This is a genomic window from Streptomyces sp. NPDC102490, from assembly GCF_044765285.1.
GTDB lineage: Bacteria > Actinomycetota > Actinomycetes > Streptomycetales > Streptomycetaceae > Streptomyces.
Window position 1 is genome coordinate 227,758 of record NZ_JBIWJU010000005.1, and the last position, 14,476, is coordinate 242,233.

General features: G+C 72.9%; 13 protein-coding genes, 1 tRNA gene and 1 pseudogene. 14 read left to right on the top strand and 1 reads right to left on the bottom strand.

What is annotated here, in order from left to right:
• The first annotated feature begins 24 nt into the window (after positions 1-24).
• Positions 25-1,266, top strand: a complete 1,242-nt coding sequence (locus ACIRGB_RS12745) for a cytochrome P450 (RefSeq protein WP_403862578.1) — start codon at positions 25-27, stop codon at positions 1,264-1,266.
• 69 nt (positions 1,267-1,335) lie between these two features.
• Entirely contained in the window at positions 1,336-2,634 is a 1,299-nt protein-coding gene (locus tag ACIRGB_RS12750) for a MalY/PatB family protein (RefSeq protein WP_403862581.1), read from the top strand.
• Here ACIRGB_RS12750 and ACIRGB_RS12755 read toward each other — a convergent pair.
• Positions 2,598-3,644, bottom strand: coding sequence for a Crp/Fnr family transcriptional regulator (locus tag ACIRGB_RS12755; protein WP_403862584.1), 1,047 nt, complete (start codon positions 3,642-3,644; stop codon positions 2,598-2,600). The genes ACIRGB_RS12750 and ACIRGB_RS12755 overlap by 37 nt on opposite strands.
• On the opposite strand from ACIRGB_RS12755, the pseudogene ACIRGB_RS12760 reads away from it, so the two are divergent.
• The 12 genes and pseudogenes from ACIRGB_RS12760 to ACIRGB_RS12815 all read left to right on the top strand — a co-directional run.
• Positions 3,535-4,656, top strand: a pseudogene (locus ACIRGB_RS12760) (ISAzo13 family transposase); the annotation flags it as partial. The gene ACIRGB_RS12755 and the pseudogene ACIRGB_RS12760 overlap by 110 nt on opposite strands.
• Before the next feature lie 347 nt (positions 4,657-5,003).
• Positions 5,004-6,821 carry a sensor histidine kinase gene (locus tag ACIRGB_RS12765; RefSeq protein WP_403862586.1) on the top strand — a complete coding sequence of 606 codons (1,818 nt, stop codon included), beginning with the start codon at positions 5,004-5,006 and terminating at the stop codon, positions 6,819-6,821.
• A gap of 86 nt (positions 6,822-6,907) precedes the next feature.
• Positions 6,908-7,342 carry a roadblock/LC7 domain-containing protein gene (locus ACIRGB_RS12770; RefSeq protein ID WP_030189437.1) on the top strand — a complete coding sequence of 145 codons (435 nt, stop codon included), beginning with the start codon at positions 6,908-6,910 and terminating at the stop codon, positions 7,340-7,342.
• Positions 7,343-7,344: 2 nt separating this feature from the next.
• Positions 7,345-7,719, top strand: coding sequence for a DUF742 domain-containing protein (locus ACIRGB_RS12775; RefSeq protein ID WP_403862589.1), 375 nt, complete (start codon positions 7,345-7,347; stop codon positions 7,717-7,719).
• Entirely contained in the window at positions 7,697-8,326 is a 630-nt protein-coding gene (locus ACIRGB_RS12780) for a GTP-binding protein (RefSeq protein ID WP_403862592.1), read from the top strand. The genes ACIRGB_RS12775 and ACIRGB_RS12780 overlap by 23 nt, the downstream gene beginning before the upstream one ends.
• Positions 8,323-8,898: a GAF domain-containing protein gene (locus tag ACIRGB_RS12785; protein WP_403862595.1), complete on the top strand. Its 576-nt coding sequence runs from the start codon at positions 8,323-8,325 to the stop codon at positions 8,896-8,898. Before ACIRGB_RS12780 ends, ACIRGB_RS12785 begins: the two co-directional genes overlap by 4 nt.
• A 188-nt stretch (positions 8,899-9,086) precedes the next feature.
• A complete protein-coding gene (gene tdh / locus ACIRGB_RS12790; RefSeq protein ID WP_403862598.1) occupies positions 9,087-10,115 on the top strand; it encodes an L-threonine 3-dehydrogenase in 1,029 nt (342 codons plus the stop codon).
• A gap of 28 nt (positions 10,116-10,143) precedes the next feature.
• Positions 10,144-11,337 (top strand): glycine C-acetyltransferase, encoded by a 1,194-nt coding sequence (locus ACIRGB_RS12795; protein ID WP_403862601.1) that lies wholly within the window; start codon positions 10,144-10,146, stop codon positions 11,335-11,337.
• A gap of 30 nt (positions 11,338-11,367) precedes the next feature.
• Positions 11,368-12,270: a LysR family transcriptional regulator gene (locus ACIRGB_RS12800; protein ID WP_403862605.1), complete on the top strand. Its 903-nt coding sequence runs from the start codon at positions 11,368-11,370 to the stop codon at positions 12,268-12,270.
• 191 nt (positions 12,271-12,461) lie between these two features.
• Entirely contained in the window at positions 12,462-12,821 is a 360-nt protein-coding gene (locus tag ACIRGB_RS12805) for an MmcQ/YjbR family DNA-binding protein (protein ID WP_403862608.1), read from the top strand.
• A 130-nt stretch (positions 12,822-12,951) separates the two neighbouring features.
• The gene (locus tag ACIRGB_RS12810; protein ID WP_403862611.1) at positions 12,952-14,265 is read left to right on the top strand and encodes an MFS transporter; all 1,314 of its coding nucleotides are present in this window, start codon (positions 12,952-12,954) and stop codon (positions 14,263-14,265) included.
• Between the two features lie 120 nt (positions 14,266-14,385).
• Positions 14,386-14,459, top strand: a tRNA-Pro gene (locus ACIRGB_RS12815).
• The last annotated feature ends 17 nt before the right edge of the window (positions 14,460-14,476 follow it).

Genomic DNA, 14,476 nt, shown 5'->3' on the forward strand with positions numbered 1-14,476 from the left:
GTGGCAGCGAGGGAAGGGTTTCCTATGACGGACACGACCGACAACGCCGGACCGCTGCGGGACGCCGATGCCGAACCGCCCGCCTTCCCGCAGGAGAAGGCACCGGGCTGCCCCTTCGACCCGCCGCCCGGATACCGTCGGTTCCAGGCCGAGGACCCGTTCGCCCGGGTCACCCTGCCCAGCGGACAGACGGCGCGCGTGGTCACCCGGCACCGGGACGTACGGGCCGTGCTGGACGACCCCCGCTTCAGCGCCGACAGCGGCCACCCGGACTTCCCGCGGATGTTCCCCCGGCCCGTGCCCCAGGTCCTCAAGGGCACCTTCCCGCGGCTGGACGGCGCCGAGCACCTGCGCTACCGCCGGATGCTCGCCAGGGACTTCACCGGCCGCAGGGCGGAGGAACTGCGGTCCCGGATCGAGCAGATCGTGGACCACCGCCTGGACCTGATGGAGCAGCGCGGCGGCCCGCTCGACCTGATGGAGGAACTCGCCTACCCCGTGCCGTCCACCGTCGTGTGCGAACTGCTCGGGGTGCCGGCCGAGGACAGCCCGCTGTTCGAGTCCCGCACCCGGGTCCTCATCAACGGCCGCAGCACCCCCGAGGAGACGCTGCGGGCCAAGGACGACATCCTGCACCATCTCGAAGGGGTGGTGGCGGCCAAGGAGAAGCAGCCCGGCGACGACCTGATCAGCCGGCTGCTGGTCGAACAGGTCGCCCCCGGGCTGCTGGACCGCGCCGAGGTCGCCGTCATCGCCTGGCTGCTGCTCGCCGCCGGCCACCACACCACCGCGACCATGATCGGCACCGGCACCATGCTGCTGCTGCAGAACCCGGAGCAACTGGCCGCCCTGCGCGCCGACCCGGCACTGCTGCCGGGCGCGGTGGACGAACTGCTGCGGCACCAGACGGCCATGCAGATCGGCATGAACCGGATCGCCACCGAGGACGTCACCCTCGGGGAGCAGACCGTGCGCGCGGGGGAGGGCGTCGTGTGCCAGCTGGCGACGGCCAACCGGGACCCCGACGTCTTCCCCGACCCCGACCGCTTCGATGTGACCCGCACCGCCCGCGGCCAGCTCGCCTTCGGCCACGGCCCCCACCAGTGCCCCGGGCAGTCCCTGGCCCGCGTCGAGCTCCAGGTCACCGTGGGCCGGCTGTTCGACCGGCTGCCCGGACTACGGCTCGCCGTCCCCGCGGCCGACGTGCCGTTCTGGCACCACCTGTTCGGCATCCACGGCGTCAAGGAACTGCCGGTCACCTGGTGAGACCCGGCGCCGCCCCGGCACCCGGGGCGGCCCCGCCGCGGCCCCGCCCAAGCGACGGAGGAGGAGTCGTTGTCGGAGGTACAGCAGGAGCTGGTCCACCTGTTCGACGGGTTGCGCGCGGTCTCGCTGTCCACCCGGCGCAGCGAGAAGTGGCGGCGCTACCCGCCCGACATACTCCCGGCGTTCATCGCCGAGATGGACTTCCCCGTCGCCGAGCCGGTGCTCGAAGCCATCCGGGCGCACCTCACGGTGGGCGGCGACCTCGGCTACGCCTACGCCTACACCACCGAGGCGCCCGTGCAGCGGGCGTTCGCGGCCTGGGCGCGGGCGAGTTACGACTGGCGGGTGGAGCCGCGGAGGGTGGTGCTGTTCCCGGACACCATGCGGGTGATGGAGGTGGCGCTGGAGCGGTTCACCGAGCCGGGCGACGGCGTCGTCGTCGACGTGCCCGCGTATCCGCCCTACTTCGAGGCCATCGCCGCGGCCGGCCGCCAGGTCGTGCCCCGGCCGATGCGGCTGCGCGGGGGCCGCTGGCGGCTCGATCTGGAGGGGCTGGCCGGGGCCTTCCGGGCAGGGGCCGCCGCGTACTTCCTGTGCAACCCGCACAACCCCACCGGGCGGGTGCTGACCGGCGACGAACTGCGCGAAGTCCTCGCGCTGGCCGCGGAGTTCGGGGTCGCGGTGATCTCCGACGAGGTGCACGCGCCGCTCACGCACCCGGGACACCGGCACGTGCCGCTCGGTTCGCTGCCCGAGGCGGCGCGAGTGGCGACGGTGACGGCGGCCTCGGCGAGCAAGGGCTGGAACCTGTCGGGTCTGAAGTGCGCGATGGCGGTGGCCGGCCGGCCCAGGGACCACGACCGGCTCATGGAGATGCGGCCGAGGGAACGGGACGGCGTGGGCATACTCGGGGTGAGCGCGAGCGAAGCCGCCTTCACCCGGGGCGATCCCTGGCTGCGTGCCGTCCGCCATTACCTGCACGGCAGCCGGAGGATGCTCGTCGAACTGTTCGAGTCCTTCGGTCCGGACCTGGAGCTGGTCCCGCCCGAGGCGAGCTATCTGGCGTGGCTCGACGGCCGGCGGCTGGCCGACCGGCTGGGCAGTGACGATCTGGCGGAGTTCTTCCTCGGCCGCGGCAAGGTCGCCGTCAGTGACGGCCGGGAGTACGGGAGCGAGGGCTTCATCCGGCTCAATTTCGGCACGTCCCAGCGCCTGCTGGAAGAAATGGTCCGCCGGATGGAGAAGGCGGTGCGGGAGGAGTCCTCGGAATCCGGCGGCGCCACCGGGGCGCCGCCGAATGTTCCGGGATATCCCGCTCCGGTGTGCAGGTCCTACAGACCGGCGGACAAGGAGGACTTCTCAAGGTAGTCCGTCAGCTCGGCTATGTGAATACACAGGTGTGCTTCCTCGGTGCGGTGCACCACGCCGGCCACCGAGAATCGCTTGAGGAAGTAGCCGACGCGGGAACGGGTTGTCCCGACCATTTCCGCCAGCTCTTCCTGAGTTATGCGATCGCGTATCTGAGCGGTCTGGTCCTTGCGTCTTCCCACCTTTTCCCCGAGCTTCACCAGTAGAGCCGCCAGCCTGTGCTCACTGTCCATCGTCACCAGATTGGCGATCACCTGCTGCTGCTCCAGCAGACGGTTCGCCATGTGGCCGATCAGCGCCTCACGCAGCGGCGGATCACAGTCGTTCATGATCTGTGCGACGTGGACCTGCACCAACGTCGTGACCTGCATGGCCTGTGCGGTCTCGGTGTGCTTGGCGGCCAGCACGCTCGACTCCCCGAACACGTCGCCGGGACCGTGTATGGACAGCAGGCACTGCTTTCCGTCGCGGGTGTGCGTCAGTGTTTTCACCTGGCCGCTCTCGACCAGATAGATGTGCGCGTCTGGCTGACCGAGATTGTACACGTGTTCTTTCCGGCCGACACGAAATCTTGTCCCCCTGATGGTCCCTCTTCTAGCTGCTTCCTGAAGTGCGGTGGCCAGGCTTCGCTCTGTGTTACAGAAGGGTTCCATTCCGCTCCCGGTGACCGTATTTGATCGCCAAAGCCGCTGGTGAAGAATGCTGCGCAGATCGAATTCCTGCGCCGAATCTAAAGCATCGATCCAAGGTAACGGTAGTGCTACGGTCCAGGTTGGCTGCAAATGGCCGCAACATGGTGGGATGGATTGTTCTACGACACTACGGCGGCGCACCGCCGAAAAATAACTCCGGGTTCTCGCCGGGCCGCCGGAGCCGTAGGGTGTTGTTGTGGCCGAGGGGATCGAGGCGGTTCTGGCGGAGAAGTACGCCTGCTTGTTGCCGCATCTGGACGAGCGGCAGCGGCGGCTGGCACTGGGGGCGGACGCGAGGGCTCTGGGGCGCGGCGGCATCCGGCTGGTGGCCGGGGCTGCCGGAGTCTCGCGGGAGACGGTCGCGCGCGGGGTGGCGGAACTCGCCGGCGACCCGGGGCCGCCCGGCCGGGTGCGGCGTGCGGGCGGCGGGCGCAAGCGGCTGCGGGAGAAGCACCCCGGCCTGGTGCCGGCCCTGCTGGCACTGGTGGAACCGGGACCCCACGGGGATCCGGAGCCGCCGCTGCTGTGGACGACGAAGTCGACCCGGAAGCTGGCCCAGACGCTGACCGCGCAGGGGCTCAGGGTCGGTTCGGACACGGTGGCGGCGTTACTGAAGGAGGAAGGGTTCTCCCTGCGGGGTGCCGGCCGCACGACAGCGGGGGCCCGCCACCCGGACCGGGACGCCCAGTTCCGCTACATCAGCAGCCGGGTCCGGGAGTTCGCCGACGCCGGGCAGCCGGTGATCAGTGTGGACGCCAGGAGGGCGCCGATGCCGGCCCACTGCGCGGGCGCCGGGACCGACCCGCACGGGCTCCACGAACCGCCCGCCGACGCCGGCCGGGCGCCGGCCGGCTGCGAGGGGGACACGGCCGCGTTCGCGGTGGCCACGCTGCGGCGCTGGTGGGACGGCGAGGGCCACCGCCGCTACCCGCACGCCGCGCGCCTGCTGATCACCGCGGACGCCGGAGGCCCGGACGGTTGCCGGGCGCGGGCGTGGCAGAGGGGACTCGCGGACTTCGCCCGCTCCACCGGCCTGACCGTGACGGCCTGCCACCTCCCGCCGGGAACCTCGAAATGGAACCGGAGCGAGCACTGGCTCCTGTCACGCGTCAGCACGCACTGGCGGGGGTGGCCGCTGACCAGTCACGAAGTCGTCGTCCAGGGGATCGGCGAGGCCGTCACCGGCACGGGCCCGGTCGCCCCCGCCGAGTCCGGCCCCGCCCGGGGACCCGTCCCGGGCCCCGTCCGCGTCCACGCCCCGGACGACGCCGCCCCCCTGCCACTGACACCCCACGACTGGCACGGCACCTGGAACTACACCCTCGACCCGGGACGGACGGCCAGGACCTTCCCGAAGTCCTGAAGTTATTTTCCGGCAGCCCGCCGAGGTCACGACGGTCCGACGCGACCCGCCCGACGGCGGGATGCCGTCGAACCCCTGTGCGCTCAGGGAGTCAAGAGTGAATTCCAGCCGGGAATCCGCTGTCCCCTCGCTTCCGGACCACCCGGTGTCTCCGGCGTATCGGTCTGTCGTACGAGGCCTCATACCAGAGCGGGACGTTGCCCGGGGGACTTTGGCAACTGCCCACCGCACATGAGGAGCGGACGACTACTGTCAGTGTCCGTCGGGCGACGCAGGGCCGACGGACCAGTACACGGACCAGTACGAGGACACCGATGTCTCACCTCCGCGCCCCGGCCGCGCGAGCAGACCGCCGCGAGGGCGGGCGGCACGGCCGGCCGGCCCCACGTACCACCGCCGCGCTCCCCGAGACCCACATACGGTCCCAACTCCTGAGGCTCGCCGTCCTGCCGCCGGTCGCGGTCGCCCTCAGCGCCTGCGCGGTCGTCCTGTTCACCGTCCGGTCCACCGGCGCCCGGCCCGCCCCCGTCCTGTGGGTCGTGCTGGCCGGGGCGGTCTCGGTGACCCTCGCGGCCGTCGTCATCGCCGCCGTCGCCGCCGACCGCGCCGCGCGGTCCGTGCACGACCGCGTCGGCGCCCTGCGGCGCAGCACCGCGCGCCACGAGGGCGACCTGCGCGCCGTCGTCGAGGCGTTGCGCCGCGGCGAGGCCCCGCCCCCGCGCACCCCGCGCGGCGGACCGCCGGACGACGCCGACGACCTCGAACTGCTCGCCGCCGACCTCTCCCGCGCCCACGACGGCGCCGTCATCGCCGTCGTCCGGGCCGCCCAGCTCTCCAGCCAGGCGGGCAGCGAACAGAAGCTGGAGGTCTTCGTCAACCTCGCCCGGCGCCTCCAGTCCCTGGTGCACCGGGAGATCTCCATCCTGGACGAGCTGGAGAACGAGATCGAGGACCCCGACCTCCTCAAGGGCCTCTTCCACGTCGACCACCTCGCCACCCGCATCCGCCGCCACGCCGAGAACCTCGCCGTGCTCGGCGGTGCCGTCTCCCGCCGCCAGTGGAGCAACCCGGTCGACATGACCGAGGTACTGCGCTCGGCCATCGCCGAGGTCGAGCAGTACTCCCGGGTCCGGCTGGTCCCGCCGATCGACGGCACCCTGCGCGGCCACGCGGTCGCCGACGTCATCCACCTGCTGGCCGAACTCGTCGAGAACGCCACCCTGTTCTCCGCCCCGCAGACCCAGGTGCTGATGCGCGCCAACCTCGTCACCTCGGGCCTGGCCGTCGAGGTCGAGGACCGCGGACTGGGCATGCCCGTCGGCGAGCAGAGCCGGATGAACGCCCTGCTCGCCGACCCCGACCAGGTCAACGTCGCCCGCCTGCTGGCGGACGGGCGCATCGGGCTGTTCGTCGTCTCCCAGCTCGCCAAGCGGCACGGGATCACCGTGCGGTTGCAGACCAACATCTACGGCGGTGTCCAGGCCGTACTGGTCGTGCCGCAGGCCCTGTTGGGCACGGAGCCGGGGGCGCTCCCCGGGGGCGCGGCCCGCCCGGCGGAGGTCGCCGGGGGCGAGCCGGTGCCCGTGCCGCCGTCCCGGCAGCAGCCGCGGGCCGTGGCCCCCGCGATGCCGCCGACGGTGCCGGACGCACCCGCCCCGCCATCGCCCGCACCGGCCCCGCCCGTTCCCGTTCCCGCCCCGCCTGTTCCCGTTCCCGCCCCCGCGGCGCCCGGTCCGGCCCAGGCGCGCGGGGCCGACGGCGAACCCGTGCCGCTGCCCGTGCGCGGCACGCACCGGAACCGCCCCACCCCGGCCGCCGCCGTGCCCGGTGTGCGCTCCGAGGACCGGGGCGTCCTCGCCGAGCACGAGGCCACCCCGCCCGTCCCGCGGCACAGCGTGGTGCGCGGCACCATGGGCAAACCCGGACTGCCGCGCCGCCGCGCCCAGGAGCACATCGCGCCCCAGTTGCGCGGTGGCCCCGCGCCCCGCCAGGAACCCGAGCAGTACACCGGGCACGACCCGGGTCTGATGGCCGCCTTCCAGCGCGGCGTCGGCCTCGCGGAGGCCCAGCAGCACACCGAACCGGCGCCTTGGGCACCGACCCACCGCGACCCGGGCGTGACCGCCGAATGACCACCCGCACGACCACCCCCACCTCCACCCCCACCCTCATGACCAGCGCTCCCGCAGACCTTCGTACCCCAAGGAGTCGATCCACCATGGCGAGCGATGCGCCGACCGGCCAAGTGTCCGACCTCGACTGGCTGATGAGCGGCCTCGTCCAGCGCGTGCCGCACACCAGCAGCGCGGTGCTCCTGTCCGCCGACGGACTGGTGAAGTCCGTCCACGGACTCGACGCCGACAGCGCCGACCACATGGCGGCCCTGGCCTCCGGCCTGTACTCCCTCGGCCGCAGCGCCGGCGTCCGCTTCGGCGACGGCGGGGACGTGCGGCAGGTCGTCGTCGAACTCGACTCGACCCTGCTCTTCGTCACCACCGCCGGTTCCGGCACCTGTCTCGCCGTGCTGGCCGGCCGCGAGGCCGACGCGGCCGTCCTCGGCTACGAGATGGCGATGCTGGTCAAGAGCGTCCGCCCCTACCTGGTCACCGCGCCCCGGCAGCACGCCGTCGAACCCCCGGCGATGAGGCCTTGACGGTGGCCGCGGCCGGCGACGGGCCCTGGCTCGACGACGCGGCCGGACGGCTGGTGCGCCCCTTCACCGTCAGCAACGGCCGTACCCGGCCCACCGTCGCGCTCGACCTGATGTCCCAGGTCATGGCCACCGGGGCGACCCCCCTCGGCTACCTGGGACCCGAGCACGCGCAGGTACTCGACCTGTGCCGGGCGCCGCTCCCGGTCGCCGAACTCGCCGCACATCTGCGGCTCCCGGTGGCGGTCACCAAGGTGCTGCTCTCGGACCTCGTCGACTGCGGCGCGCTGACCACCAAACCCCCCGCCGCGTTCCACCACCACCCCACGGACCGGGCCCTTCTGGAGGCAGTGCTCGATGGACTACGACGACAGCTCTGACTACGCACCCGGCGAAGGCGCCGACCCGTTCCCCACCGCCCTGAAGATCCTCGTGGCGGGCGGATTCGGCGTCGGCAAGACGACCTTCGTCGGCGCGGTCAGCGAGATCGCACCGCTGAGCACGGAGGAACTGCTCACCACGGTCAGCGCCGCGACCGACAACCTCGACGGAATCGAGAACAAGCTCGAAACGACCGTGGCCATGGACTTCGGCCGCCTCACCCTCGATCCCCAACACGTCCTGTACCTGTTCGGAACGCCCGGCCAGGAACGCTTCTGGTTCATGTGGGACGAGCTGTGCGAAGGCGCGCTCGGCGCGGTGATCCTCGCCGACACCCGCCGCCTGGAGGAGTCCTTCGCCGCCGTCGACTTCTTCGAGGAGCGCGGACTCGGCTTCGTCGTCGCGATCAACGAGTTCGACGGCTCCTACCGCTACGACCCCGAGGAGGTGCGCGCGGCCATGGACCTGCACCCCGAGATCCCGATCGTGCGCTGCGACGCCCGGATCTCCAGCTCCGGCGTCCAGACACTGCTCACCCTCGTACGCCACCTCATCGCCCACACCCCGGCCCCGGCGTCGGGGTCCGGCGCCGGAGTCCGCCCATGAGCTACGACCCGCCGCGCCCGGCCGGACGTCTGCTCCTCACCCCCGAGGACCGGGAGGCCCCCGAGCGGGTACGGCGGCTGCGCCTGCTCGGGCTCGCGGAACGCGCCGACCCGGCCCTGGACGCCTTCGCCGCCCACCTCGCGGCTCTCGCCGAGGCGCCGTACGCGATGGTCAACTTCCTGGTGGAGGGCGGGCAGTTCTTCGCCGGGCTGCGGGTGCCGGAGGTCCCGCCGGTGACCCGGGGCGACGGGACCAGCCCCGAGTTCGGCCGGCTCCAGCCCCGGGACCACGGCTTCTGCCCCCACGTGGTGGTCCGGCGCAAGGCGCTGGTCCTGGAGGACGTGCGCGACTACCCCCGTTTCGCGGGCAACCCCGTCGTCGACGCGTTCGGCATCCGCTCCTACCTCGGCGCCCCGCTCATCGACAGCACGGGGACGGTCCTCGGCACCGTGTCCGCCTCGGACGTGCGGCCCCGGACCTGGGGGACCGCGGGCCTGGCCACGATCAAGTCGACGGCGGCAGACCTCGTACGGCGCATCGAGCGCAGCGCGGAGGACGGGCTTCCGCTGTGAAACGCAGGTCGATCGGCCGCCCGGGGCGTGCGGCGTGAAGGAAAGCTGCGGCCGGGCTTAAGAAAGGCTCGATGGACCCGGGACGGTGTCGTACGGCAGATTGCTGTGCGATTCCCCTCCCCTTCCCGGACGCGGGCCGCTCCGGCGTGTCCACCGCCGGGATCTCACCCCCGTCAGGAGCCGTTCCGTTGAAGGCGCTGGTCAAGGAGAAGGCGGAGCCCGGGCTGTGGCTCGCGGACGTGCCCGAGCCCGCCGTGGGACCCGGTGACGTCCTCATCAAGGTGCTGCGCACCGGCATCTGCGGCACCGACCTGCACATCCGGGCCTGGGACGGCTGGGCGCGGCAGGCCATCCGCACCCCGCTCGTCGTGGGCCACGAGTTCGTCGGCGAGGTCGTCGGCACCGGGCGCGACGTCACCGACATCAAGACCGGCGACCGCGTCAGCGGCGAGGGCCACCTGGTCTGCGGCAAGTGCCGCAACTGCCTGGCCGGACGGCGCCACCTGTGCCGCGCCACCGTCGGCCTCGGCGTCGGCCGGGACGGGGCGTTCGCCGAGTACGTCGCCCTGCCCGCCTCCAACGTCTGGGTGCACCGCGTCCCCGTCGACCTCGACGTCGCCGCGATCTTCGACCCGTTCGGCAACGCCGTGCACACCGCGCTGTCCTTCCCGCTGGTCGGCGAGGACGTCCTCATCACCGGCGCCGGACCGATCGGCCTGATGGCCGCCGCCGTGGCCCGGCACGCGGGCGCCCGCAACGTCGTGATCACCGACGTGAGCGAGGAGCGGCTGGACCTGGCCCGCAAGGTCGGCGCCAGCCTCGCCCTGAACGTCTCGGACGCCACCATCGCCGACGGACAGCGCGAGCTGGGCCTGCGCGAGGGCTTCGACATCGGCCTGGAGATGTCCGGCCGCCCCGAGGCCCTGCGCGACATGATCGCCAACATGACGCACGGCGGCCGGATCGCCATGCTCGGCCTGCCCGCCGAGGAGTTCCCGGTCGACTGGGCCCGCATCGTCACCTCCATGATCACCGTCAAGGGCATCTACGGCCGCGAGATGTTCGAGACCTGGTACGCCATGTCCGTGCTGCTCGAAGGCGGCCTCGACCTCGCCCCGGTGATCACCGGCCGGTACTCCCACCGCGACTTCGAAGCGGCGTTCGCGGACGCGGCGAGCGGCCGGGGCGGCAAGGTCATCCTCGACTGGACCGCGTAAGTCACCTTTATCTCCAGGAGCTTCTGAGATGTTCGACTCCGTGCGCGACGACCTGCGCGCCACCCTCGACGAGATCCGCGCCGCCGGCCTGCACAAGCCCGAACGCGTCATCGGCACCCCGCAGTCCGCGACGGTCAACGTCACCGCGGGCGGCCGCCCCGGCGAGGTCCTCAACTTCTGCGCCAACAACTACCTCGGCCTCGCCGACCACCCCGAGGTCGTCGCCGCCGCCCACGAGGCACTGGACCGCTGGGGCTACGGCATGGCCTCCGTGCGCTTCATCTGCGGCACCCAGGAGGTGCACAAGGAACTGGAGGCCCGGCTCTCCGCGTTCCTCGGCCAGGAGGACACGATCCTCTACTCCTCCTGCTTCGACGCCAACGGCGGTGTCTTCGAGACCCTCCTCGGCCCCGAGGACGCGGTGATCTCCGACGCCCTCAACCACGCCTCGATCATCGACGGCATCCGGCTGTCCAAGGCCCGCCGCCTCCGCTACGCCAACCGCGACCTCGCCGACCTGGAGCGGCAGCTCAAGGACGCCTCCGACGCCCGGCGCCGCCTGATCGTCACCGACGGCGTCTTCTCCATGGACGGCTACGTCGCCCCGCTCGCCGAGATCTGCGACCTGGCCGACCGCTACGACGCCATGGTCATGGTCGACGACTCGCACGCCGTCGGCTTCGTCGGCCCCGGCGGGCGCGGCACCCCCGAGCTGCACGGCGTCATGGACCGCGTCGACATCATCACCGGCACCCTCGGCAAGGCGCTGGGCGGTGCCTCCGGCGGCTACGTCGCCGCCCGCGCGGAGATCGTCGCCCTGCTGCGCCAGCGCTCCCGCCCGTACCTGTTCTCCAACACCCTCGCCCCGGTGATCGCCGCCGCCTCCCTCAAGGTGCTCGACCTGCTGGAGTCGGCCGACGACCTGCGCGTACGGCTCGCCGAGAACACCGCCCTGTTCCGCCGCCGGATGACCGAGGAGGGCTTCGACATCCTCCCCGGCGACCACCCCATCGCACCCGTCATGATCGGCGACGCGACGCGGGCGGGCCGGATGGCGGAGCTGCTCCTGGAGCGCGGGGTGTACGTGATCGGCTTCTCCTACCCGGTCGTCCCGCAGGACCAGGCCCGCATCCGCGTCCAGCTCTCCGCCGCCCACTCCACGGACGACGTGCACCGCGCGGTGGACGCCTTCGTCTCCGCGCGGGAGCAGCTCGACGCCTGAAGCCCCCGGTGACCTGAGAGAATCGATCCCATGATCGAGGCGCGGCGGCTGCACATCCTGCGAGCGGTGGCGGACCACCGCACCGTGACGGCGGCCGCCGCCGCGCTGTACCTCACCCCGTCCGCGGTCTCCCAGCAGCTCACCGCCCTGGAGCAGGAGACCGGGCACCGCCTGGTCGAGCGCGGCGCCAGGGGCGTACGGCTGACCCCGGCCGGGGAGATCCTGCTCAGCCACACCAACGCCGTCCTCGCCCAGCTGGAGCGGGCGGAGGCCGAGCTGGCCGCGTACGGCTCGGGCGAGGCCGGGACGGTCACGGTCGCCTCCTTCGCGACCGGCATCGCGCTCGTCGTCGCGCCCGCCCTGGCCCGCCTGGCCGCCTCGGCGCCCGGCATCCGCATCCGCGTCCAGGACGCCGAGGGCGACGCCAGTCTGCCGATGGTCCTCGACCGGCAGGTCGACGTGGCCGTCGCCGTCGAGTACCGCGGCGCGCCCGCCGCCGACGACCCGCGCCTGACCCACGTCCCGCTGTACGCCGAGCCCTTCGACGCGGTCGTCCCGGTCGCCCACCGCCTCGCCGACGCCGAGGAGGTGCCGCTCGCCGAGCTGGCCAAGGACACCTGGATCGGCCCCTACCCGGGCAACCCGTGCCACGACGTGGTCGTGCTGGCCTGCGAGAGCGCCGGGTTCCAGCCCCGCCTCGAACACTCCTCGGACGACTTCCGCGCCGTGGTGTCCCTGGCCGCGGCCGACGCCGGGGTGGCGCTCGTCCCGCGCTCGGCGCTGCACGGCACCGATCTCACCGGCGTGGTCGTCCGCCCGGTCGACGGGGTCGCGCCGACCCGCCGCGTCTTCGCCGCCGTACGCCGGGGAGCGGAGGACCACCCGCTGATCCGCCCGGTCCTCGACGCCCTCGGCGAGGCGTCCCGGGCGTGAGGCGTCCGCAACCCGGGCGTTCCACATACCGGTTGGCCGGGTGGACCCCGGCCGGCGCCATCCCCGACTGCGCGGCCGACCCGCGCGGGGAACCGCGGCCGACGGCGCTCTACGTCAAGCAGGTCGGGGTGGCGCCGGGCGCGCCCGCGGTCGCCGGATGATTGTCGGTGGCGGCGGTTACCGTGCCTGTCATGCCGGACGCAGAAGACGTACGCCGTATCGCCCTGTCCCTGCCGGACACGACGGAGAAGATCGCCTGGAGCATGCCCACCTTCCGGGTCGCGGGAAAGATGTTCGCGACGCTGCCCGAGGAGGAGACCTCCCTCGCGGTGCGCTGCCCGAAGGAGGAACGCGACGAACTGGTGCTGGCCGAACCGGAGAAGTTCTGGATCGCCGCCCACGAGGCGCAGTTCGCCTGGGTGCGGGCCCGGCTCGCCGCCCTGGAGGGCGAGGACGAGCTGCGCGACATCCTCGCCGACTCCTGGCGCCAGGCGGCCCCGCCCCGGCTGCTGGAGGCCCACCCCCGGCTGGGGCTGCCCACCGGGGGCTGAAAACCCCTCGGGCGTTGTCAGTGCCCCGTGGCATGATCCGAAGACGTGCGTGGCAGCCGGGACCGGAGGGGGGTTCCGGCTGTCGGCCGCACGGCGCGACGGGAGGGCAGGGGGAGGGGGAGAGCACGGGATGGCAGGTACGTCGTCGCGGCCGGTGGCGGCGCGGGCCGTCTGGTCGCGGGACTTCGCGCTGTTCTTCGCCGCCCGAGCCGTGGCCCGGCTCGGCGACACCATGCTGCCGGTCGCGCTCGCCGCCGGACTGCTCCAGCACGGGTACGGGGCGGGCGCGGTCGGTCTCGCCATGGCCGCGACGGCCGCCGCCTTCGCCGGTCTGGTCGTCTTCGGCGGCGTCCTCGCCGACCGCTTCAGCACCCGCAAGCTGATGATCGGCGCCGACCTGGTCCGGCTCGGCACCCAGGCCGCGGCCGCCGCGCTCTTCTTCTCCGGACACGTCGTGCTCTGGCAGATCTGCGCCATCGGCTTCGCCAACGGGGTCGCGGGCGCCGTCTTCCAGCCCGGCGTCGCCAGCACCGTGCCCCGGCTCGCCTCCGACGTCCAGGGCGCCAACGGCGCGATACGCGTCGCCGAGTCCGCCGCCCAGCTCGCCGGGCCCGCCGTGGCGGGACTCCTGGTCGGCTTCGCCTCGCCCGGCGGGGTCTTCGCCGCCCACGCCACCACCTACGCGATCAGCGCCCTGTGCCTGCTGCTGCTCCGGCTCCCCCCGCCCGCGCCGGGGAGCCGAGCGGTCTCCGGCCGGGGGAGCAGGGCCTTCCGTGCCGACCTGGTCCAGGGGTGGCGGGAGTTCCGAGCGCGCCGGTGGCTGTGGAGCGTCATAGCCGTCTGGTGCGTCTACATGATCGCGGTCTGGGGCCCGACCGTTCCGCTGGTCGCCACCGAGGTGGTGCAGCAGCACGGCCCGCGCGCCTACGGGCTGGTCAACTCCGCCCTGGGCGCGGGGACCGTCCTGGGCGGGCTGCTCGCCCTGCGGCTGCGGCCGCTGCGCATGCTCCGGGCCGGTGCGATCGCCCTCGTCGGCTTCGCCGCCTTCCCCGCGAGCGTCGGTGCCGGGCTCGGCGTACCCGCCATGGCGGCCGGAGCCGCCGTCGCCGGGGCCGGCCTGTCCTTCTGGAGCGTGATGTGGGCGACCACCGTGCAGACCCAGGTGCCGCCGGACGTCCTCAACCGCATCCACGGCTACGACGTGGCGGGCTCGCTCGCGATGATGCCCGTCGGCCAGGCCCTGGCCGGACCGGCCGCCTCCGTCCTCGGCGCCGGCCGGGTGCTGCTCGTCGCCGGTGCGACGAGCTTCGCCGTGTGCGCGGCCCTGCTGCTGATCCCGGCGGTGCGCGGGCTGGTGCGCGTGGAAGCGGCCTCGGCGGCACCGAGCGGCACCCCCACCCGGACCCCGACCGGGGACGAGCCGTCGAGCACGCCGAAGCGCTGACGCCGCCGGGGCCTGCCGCGCCGCTGTCACGCGCCGGAAAGCGATGCGCGACCACCGGCCCGAGTGCGGTATGGTTTCCCTGCGCGTTCGACCGGGGGAAACCCCAGGTCAGACGGGCAACGGGACGTGGCGCAGCTTGGTAGCGCACTTGACTGGGGGTCAAGGGGTCGCAGGTTCAAATCCTGTCGTCCCGACCGGAGACGGTCGTTGA